The sequence below is a fragment of the uncultured Thiodictyon sp. genome (genome assembly GCF_903828115.1).
GTDB lineage: Bacteria > Pseudomonadota > Gammaproteobacteria > Chromatiales > Chromatiaceae > Thiodictyon.
Window position 1 is genome coordinate 1 of sequence record NZ_CAIKKU010000752.1, and the last position, 6,307, is coordinate 6,307.

The 6,307-nt window shown below is 66.4% G+C and carries 6 protein-coding genes and 1 tRNA gene; all 7 read left to right on the forward strand.

Translation table 11 applies throughout. From position 1 onward, the window contains the following. Window positions 1-574: 574 nt before the first annotated feature. The gene (locus tag QZY48_RS27780; protein WP_295436874.1) at window positions 575-1,228 is read left to right on the forward strand and encodes a response regulator; all 654 of its coding nucleotides are present in this window, start codon (window positions 575-577) and stop codon (window positions 1,226-1,228) included. Then, on the forward strand, window positions 1,206-3,062 hold the full coding sequence (gene uvrC / locus QZY48_RS27785; protein WP_295436875.1) for an excinuclease ABC subunit UvrC: 1,857 nt from the start codon (window positions 1,206-1,208) through the stop codon (window positions 3,060-3,062). The genes QZY48_RS27780 and uvrC overlap by 23 nt, the downstream gene beginning before the upstream one ends. 16 nt (window positions 3,063-3,078) lie before the next feature. Beyond that, window positions 3,079-3,660 (forward strand): CDP-diacylglycerol--glycerol-3-phosphate 3-phosphatidyltransferase, encoded by a 582-nt coding sequence (gene pgsA / locus QZY48_RS27790; RefSeq protein ID WP_295436876.1) that lies wholly within the window; start codon window positions 3,079-3,081, stop codon window positions 3,658-3,660. Window positions 3,661-3,746: 86 nt separating this feature from the next. After that, window positions 3,747-3,836, forward strand: a tRNA-Ser gene (locus tag QZY48_RS27795). 547 nt (window positions 3,837-4,383) lie between these two features. Next, window positions 4,384-4,815: a type II toxin-antitoxin system antitoxin SocA domain-containing protein gene (locus QZY48_RS27800; RefSeq protein ID WP_295436877.1), complete on the forward strand. Its 432-nt coding sequence runs from the start codon at window positions 4,384-4,386 to the stop codon at window positions 4,813-4,815. Beyond that, window positions 4,815-5,291: a hypothetical protein gene (locus QZY48_RS27805; RefSeq protein ID WP_295436878.1), complete on the forward strand. Its 477-nt coding sequence runs from the start codon at window positions 4,815-4,817 to the stop codon at window positions 5,289-5,291. The genes QZY48_RS27800 and QZY48_RS27805 overlap by 1 nt, the downstream gene beginning before the upstream one ends. A gap of 246 nt (window positions 5,292-5,537) precedes the next feature. Then, on the forward strand, window positions 5,538-6,307 hold a 770-nt coding region (locus QZY48_RS27810; protein WP_295436880.1), incomplete at its 3' end, for a phospholipase D-like domain-containing protein.

Below are 6,307 nucleotides of genomic sequence, written 5' to 3' on the forward strand. Positions count from 1 at the left end.
GACAACGACAACGACAACGGTTCTGATCGACCTCCCCGGGGGCGGACTGTTGCCGTCGTAACAGACAGAAATGCTAGACTGCGCGATCCGCCGCAGAGCGAGCGCAGGGCCGGGGGGCAGGCGAAAAGTGCGGCTATGCTGGTCAAATTCCAGCCTGTCGACGTGAGTCCAGGACTGGCGTCGGGCGCGCTCGACCGGGCGAGCCGCGACGCCTTGCCGCAGCGAAAAGCAGCCAGGTCCACGGGGACGGCCGGCACCGCCCCGGGCCCTGATCACCACCTAACCGGTAGCGAGGTTCGGCACCGGACATCGCCGACTTCGAGTTTGTCGAGGAAGATAAACCTTATCGGGAATGACTGATCCCCGCCGACCTGCTCAACCGTTACCCGCGTGTGCGCACCAGGTGCTGATCAGTGACCGGCAGTGCCAAGGCGCGGGGCTCGCGCAGCGTCTTGGGCCTTGCCCGTGGCGAGCAGTTCGGGTGTCGGTCTGTCGGTCGGCGCGGACCCGGACCCGGTTTCAGCAACCCCTGGGCGCCCCCCGAGGGCGCCTGCCGCGGAGTGGAAAATCAAACATGATCAAGGTCATCATCGTCGACGACCACGCCCTGTTCCGGGCCGGGCTGCGGCTCATCCTGGCCCAGCAGGACCAGATCGAGGTGGTCGGTGAGGCGCCCAGCGGCGAGGAGGCGCTGCGGGTGGCCAAGCGCCTGGAGCCGGACATCTGTCTCATGGACCTGCAAATGCCGGGGGGGATGGGCGGTATCGAGGCGACCCGCCGGCTGCTGCGCCTGGTCCCCAACTGTCGGATCATCGCGCTCACCGTGCTCGGCGATGATCCCTTTCCGGGCCAGCTGCGCGAGGCGGGGGCCATGGGCTACCTGACCAAGGGCTGTCCCGCCGAGGAACTGGTGCGGGCGGTGCGGGCGGTGGCGAGCGGTCGGCCCTATGTGGATTCGTCGGTCGCCCAGGCGCGGATGCTGGCCGACTGGGAGGGCGGGGCGGGCAGTCCCTTCAAGGAATTGTCGGCGCGTGAGCTGCAGGTGGCGGTGATGATTCTGGACGGTCAGCGCACCCCGGACATCTCCACCACCCTCTCCCTGAGCCCCAAGACGGTCAGCACCTATCGGCAGCGGATCTACGAGAAGCTCGGCGTACACACCGACGTCGATCTGACCCGCCTGGCCATGCGCCACGGCCTGATCCATGAAGACCCCGGGAGTCGCTGAGGGCGCGCCGACACCGGGCTGCGACCCCCGCGAACGCCTCGCGCAACTGCCCGAGGGGCCTGGGGTCTACCGCCTGTTGGACGCGCAGGGGACGGTGCTCTATGTCGGTAAGGCGAAGAACCTCAAGCGTCGGGTGGCGAGCTACTTCAGCCGCGCACTGAACCAACGCCTGCTGGTGATGGTGGGCCAGGTGGCGGACATCGAGGTGACGGTGACCCGCGGCGAGGGCGAGGCCCTGCTCCTGGAGAGCAACCTCATCAAGTCACTGAAGCCGCGCTTCAACGTCCTGCTGCGCGACGACAAGAGCTATCCCTTCATCCGCCTGAGCACGCAGGATGCCTTCCCGCGGCTGGCCTTCTACCGTGGTCCACGCAAGGGGCCCGGGCGCTTCTTCGGGCCCTATCCCAGCGCCTGGGCGGTGCGCGAGACGCTGCAACTGCTGCAACGGCTCTTCCCGGTGCGCCAATGCGAGGACAGCTTCTATCGCACCCGCTCGCGTGCCTGTCTTCAGTACCAGATCAAGCGCTGCACCGGACCCTGTGTCGGGCTGGTGAGCGAGGCGGTCTATGCGCAGGACGTGGCCCACACCACCAAGTTCCTGGAGGGCCGCACGGACGAGGTGATCACCGAGCTGGGCGTCGCCATGGAGCGGGCCGCCGCCGCCCTGGAGTTCGAGCGCGCCGCCGTGCTGCGCGACCAGGTCGCGACCCTGCGCCGGATCCAGGAGCGTCAGTATGTGAGCGGGGAGGGCGGCGATCTGGACATCATCGGTTGTGCCCTGGAGGGCGGCCAGTGCTGTGTCCAGGTCTTCTTCATCCGCGGCGGCCGCAACCTGGGAAATAAAGCCTTCTTTCCGCTGGCCCCGGCGGACACCCAGGAGGGCGCGCTGCTGGCCGGGTTCCTCACCCAGTTCTATGCGGACAAGGAGGTGCCGGGCGAACTGATCTGCTCGGCCGAACCCGACGACCTGGACCTGCTGGAGGCCGCCCTGGCGGAGCACGCCGGGCACCGCGTGCAGATCCGCTCCCGGGTGCGCGCCGAGCGCGCCCGCTGGCTGGAGATGGCGCGCGGCAACGCCGCGGTGGCGCTGAGATCACGGCTCGGCAGTCAGGCGGGTTACAGCCTGCGCCTCACCGCGCTGCAGGAGGCCCTGGCCCTGCCGGACCTGCCCACCCGCATGGAGTGCTTCGACATCAGTCACACCATGGGCGAGCGCACCGTCGCCTCCTGCGTGGTATTCGACGACGCCGGCCCGCGCAAGTCCGACTATCGGCGCTTCAATATCGAGGGCATCACCCCGGGCGACGACTATGCCGCCATGCACCAGGCCCTGACCCGGCGCTATACCCGGGTGCAGCAGGGCGAGTATCCGGTGCCGGACCTGGTCTTCATCGACGGCGGCCGGGGCCAACTCGGCGCCGTGGCGGGGGCGCTCCAGGAGTTGGGACTCGGCACCCTGACCCTGGTCGGGGTCGCCAAGGGTCCGGACCGGCGCCCCGGCACCGAACAGCTTTGGTTGTTGGGGCAGGGGACGCCCGTTATACTGCCCGCCGACTCGCCGGCCTTGCACCTGATCGCGCAGATCCGCGACGAGGCCCACCGCTTCGCCATCACCGGCCACCGCAGCCGCCGGGCCAAGGCGCGCACCGCCTCGGTCCTGGAGGAGATCGGCGGGATCGGTCCCAAGCGGCGGCAGCAACTCCTCCAGGCCTTCGGGGGTATGCGCGGACTGACCAGCGCCGGGGTGGAGGACATCGCCCGGGTTGCGGGTATCAGTCGCGACCTGGCGCAGCGCGTCCACGACTCTTTTCACCCAGATGCGCCCGCCCCCTGAACCGCCGCCCGAAGCTATGTGGAATACACCCAACCTTCTGACGATGCTCCGGATCGGCCTGATCCCGGTGTTCGTCGGCGTCTTCTATGTAGAGGCGCCCTGGGCGCCCTATGCCTCCGCCGCCATCTTCGGTCTGGCCGCGGCCACCGACTGGCTCGACGGCCACCTGGCCCGGCGCTGGGACCAGACCTCGCCGCTGGGGGCCTTCCTCGACCCGGTCGCCGACAAGCTGATGGTCGCCGCGGCGCTGGTCCTGATGGTACAGGCGGACCACCGGACCCTCGTGGCCCTGCCCTCCATCGTCATCATCGGGCGCGAGATCACCGTCTCGGCACTGCGCGAATGGATGGCCGAGATCGGCGCCCGCGCCGAGGTGGCGGTGTCGCAGATCGGCAAGTTCAAGACCACCGCCCAGATGGTCTCCATCATCCTGATGCTGCTGCACGACTCGGCCCTGGGTCCCTGGGTCTACGGACTCGGCCTGGTGCTCCTGTACCTGGCGGCGGTGCTCACCCTCTGGTCGATGGTCATGTATCTGCGCGCCGCCTGGCCCAGTTTGTCCGGGCAGGCGAAGCAGGCGCCGGACGACCCGGGCTGAGTTGGGCGCGTCCTGGTCCGGGCATGGACAAAGGCCGGCTCCGGACCTAAACTACGCCGCTCGCTGCCGCCTTGGCGGCGAGTCCCGGAGAGGTGCCAGAGAGGCCGATCGGGCCTGACTCGAAATCAGGTGTACGCGTGAGCGTACCGTGGGTTCGAATCCCACCCTCTCCGCCAAACACGTTTGTAACCGACTGACATTGAATCTGTTTTTCTGAACAAGTCGCTTTCTACCCACGGTTCTACCCACAAACCCGCCCGCGCTAGGGGTCCCTCGGGGCCGATTTCCGCCCGACGGACGGCGATCTTTCGCGGGTCGCTCGGTAGGCCCTGAACTGCCCGGCAGGTCCGCGCCAGCCGCGCCGTGCTCTGGGTGCCGATGGGGTCCAGGTGCAGGGACCGCGGGCCGCCGATGCCCCCAAGCTCAAAGGGTCGCTTCTCAAACGGCACCCTTCGCCGTGGTCGGGAATCCGGGCAGGCTGCATTGTCGTCACTGTGACGGAATCGCCAGGACCTACCGGCGCTTGATCCAGGAGGTTGCCCCGCGCGTGCGAGAGCCAACCCATCAAAAAGCCCGCGCACGGCGGGTTTGGTACGGTACATCTGAATCGCACCGGGAAGCAGGGTTGCGGCCGGCGGGGTGCAAAAGCGCTGCATGGTAGCGCGGGATGGCCTATCCTAAATTACAAGAACATACCAACGGCCTGTTACGGGAGGGCACGCGATGGCAACTGTCTACGATCTGGCGGAATACATCCTGCGCGCGCGCGGCCCGATGTCCGCTATGAAGCTGCAAAAGTTGGTGTACTACTCTCAAGCGTGGTCTTTGGTCTGGGACGAGAGGCCATTGTTTGGAGACGAGATCGAGGCTTGGGCCAACGGCCCCGTCGTGCGCGCCTTGTATGATCGTCACCGCGGTAAATTTTCTGTTTGCTCGGGGTTTTTTCCTGGAAGTCCTGACGCCCTGACGGACAGCGAGCGATCCACCGTCGACATGGTTCTAGGCTTCTACGGAGACAAGAACCCTCAATGGCTGAGTGACCTCACCCATCTGGAGCAGCCATGGCGCGTTGCCCGGGAGGGAATCCCGGACGGTGAGCGCGGATCGCGCATCATCGGAAAGGACGTGCTGGCAGAATACTACGGCAGCCTTTGATGGCTCAGAAGCAGCCGAAGGTTGGGGCAAATCCGGGCGGTAGATCGATTCGCGCCGGGGGGAGCCCGGAAAACTTCGACAAGCAAACGATCTGCTGGCAGATGGGGCGCGCCGACTGGTCCCACGACTCATGGGGATGGGAGACGCTCTCCCCAGACGACTGGACTCAGCAAATTGTCAGACGCCTCCGCGACCTGGAAAGTATGACATGGGGCGAGTTGCGGGGCGCCGTGGGCGGCAAGAGTTCGGGCACTAACCATCACTCGCTATCGCTCGATGCATTGTCTAAGCGTGCCCAGGAACGACTTTCCGAACTAAATCTGGACGATGTAGATGCTGTTTTTTCCTTGAGGCTTACAGGAACAATTCGTGTCTACGGGATCAAGGATGGTCGCGTTCTCCGGGTGTTATGGTATGACAAGTACCACGCAGAACCCGAAAAGGCCGTGTGCCCCTCCCGCAAGAAAAACACCTGACACCCTCGCCATCCCCGCTCCAGTGGGGTTTTTGCGCCCGTGCATCCGCACCGGCCCACAAGAGCCCGCACAGGGCGGGCTCGGTGGACCTGGGACGGTCAGGTTTCAGCCGATGGCAACCAGTTGCAGAACGTTGGCTTGGCCCTTGGGCTTCGGTACGATGCCCAACGGCGCGGACAGGCAGCGACGATGCAAGGCCCCCGCGGGGTTTGCCTCCCCACTCGTCAGGCAGCCAACGGACAGCACATGGAAACGACCGCCCATTTCGAGAACATCCCCCAAGAGATCGCCAAGCGGTTGAACGCGGCGACGCAGGAAATCGTCGTGGCAGTCGCCTGGTTCACCGATCGCGACCTGTTCGACGTGCTGTGCCGACAGGCCGGGCGGGGTCTGCGGGTGCGCCTCGCAGTCCTCGGCGATCGGATCAACGTCGGGCCGGGAAGGCTCAACTTCCAGCGTTTGCAGGACTGCGGCGGCGAGGTTTCCCTGATCGCCGCGGGCGGCGACCGCGACCCGATCATGCACCACAAGTTCTGCGTCATCGACCGCGCGATCGTCATCATCGGGTCCTACAACTGGACCAAGCGGGCACAGGATAACGACGAAAGCATCACCGTCATTGCCGCCGGTGACGACGGTGATACCGGGATCGCCGCCGACTACCTGACCGCCTTCGATGCCCTCCTGTGCAAGCATGGCCACGGCACACCGGCCATCGACCAGGCCCAGATTCGCCGCCGTCTGGAGATCGTCCGCAACCTCCTGTTGCTCGAAGAATGGGACACCCTCGCCCCACAGCTCGACAAGCTCCGCCCCGTGGGTGCCGCGGCCCGTCTCGAACCGCTCTTCATCGCCCTACACGGCCGCGACACCGCCACGGCACTGACCTGGATCGACGACTACCTCCAGCGCGCAACGGCCCTGACCATCGCCAGCGACCAGGAAATCGCCGACCTGCGTCTGACCCTGCGCGGCCTGGAGTATCAGGTCACCGCCCTGTCCGACGACAAGGCCGA